Annotated in this window: 1 protein-coding gene; it reads right to left on the reverse strand. The window is 76.6% G+C overall.

The window, feature by feature from the left end; all coding sequences use genetic code 11:
* The coding region (locus tag TN53_RS43335; protein ID WP_046264432.1) for an SUMF1/EgtB/PvdO family nonheme iron enzyme at positions 1 to 337 on the reverse strand (337 nt) is incomplete at both ends.

Consider the following 337-nt stretch of genomic DNA (forward strand, 5'->3'; position numbering starts at 1 on the left):
GCGGCCCGGCGGGGGGGCGCCAGGCGGCGCCCCCCCCCTGCCGCCCCCAGGGCGCGCCCACCCCACCCCGGGTCGGCGGAAAGCCGTCCGGGAGCAGTCCGGCGAAGACGAACGACCAGCCGATCCGCTCGGCGCAGGTGCGGTACCCGGTGTCGGCGACGAAGCGCGCAAACTGCGCGTTGGACACCGTGCGGGCGTCCATCCAGAACGCGTCGACGTACACGGTGCGCACCGGGCCCTCCCCGTCGGCCGGGTAGGAGAGCGGGTCCTCGCTGCCCATGAGGAACTCACCGGCGGGGATCGGCACCATGCCCTCGGGAACCGCCCGGTGCGCGGC

This window comes from Streptomyces sp. WM6386 (genome assembly GCF_000972385.1).
Lineage (GTDB): Bacteria > Actinomycetota > Actinomycetes > Streptomycetales > Streptomycetaceae > Streptomyces.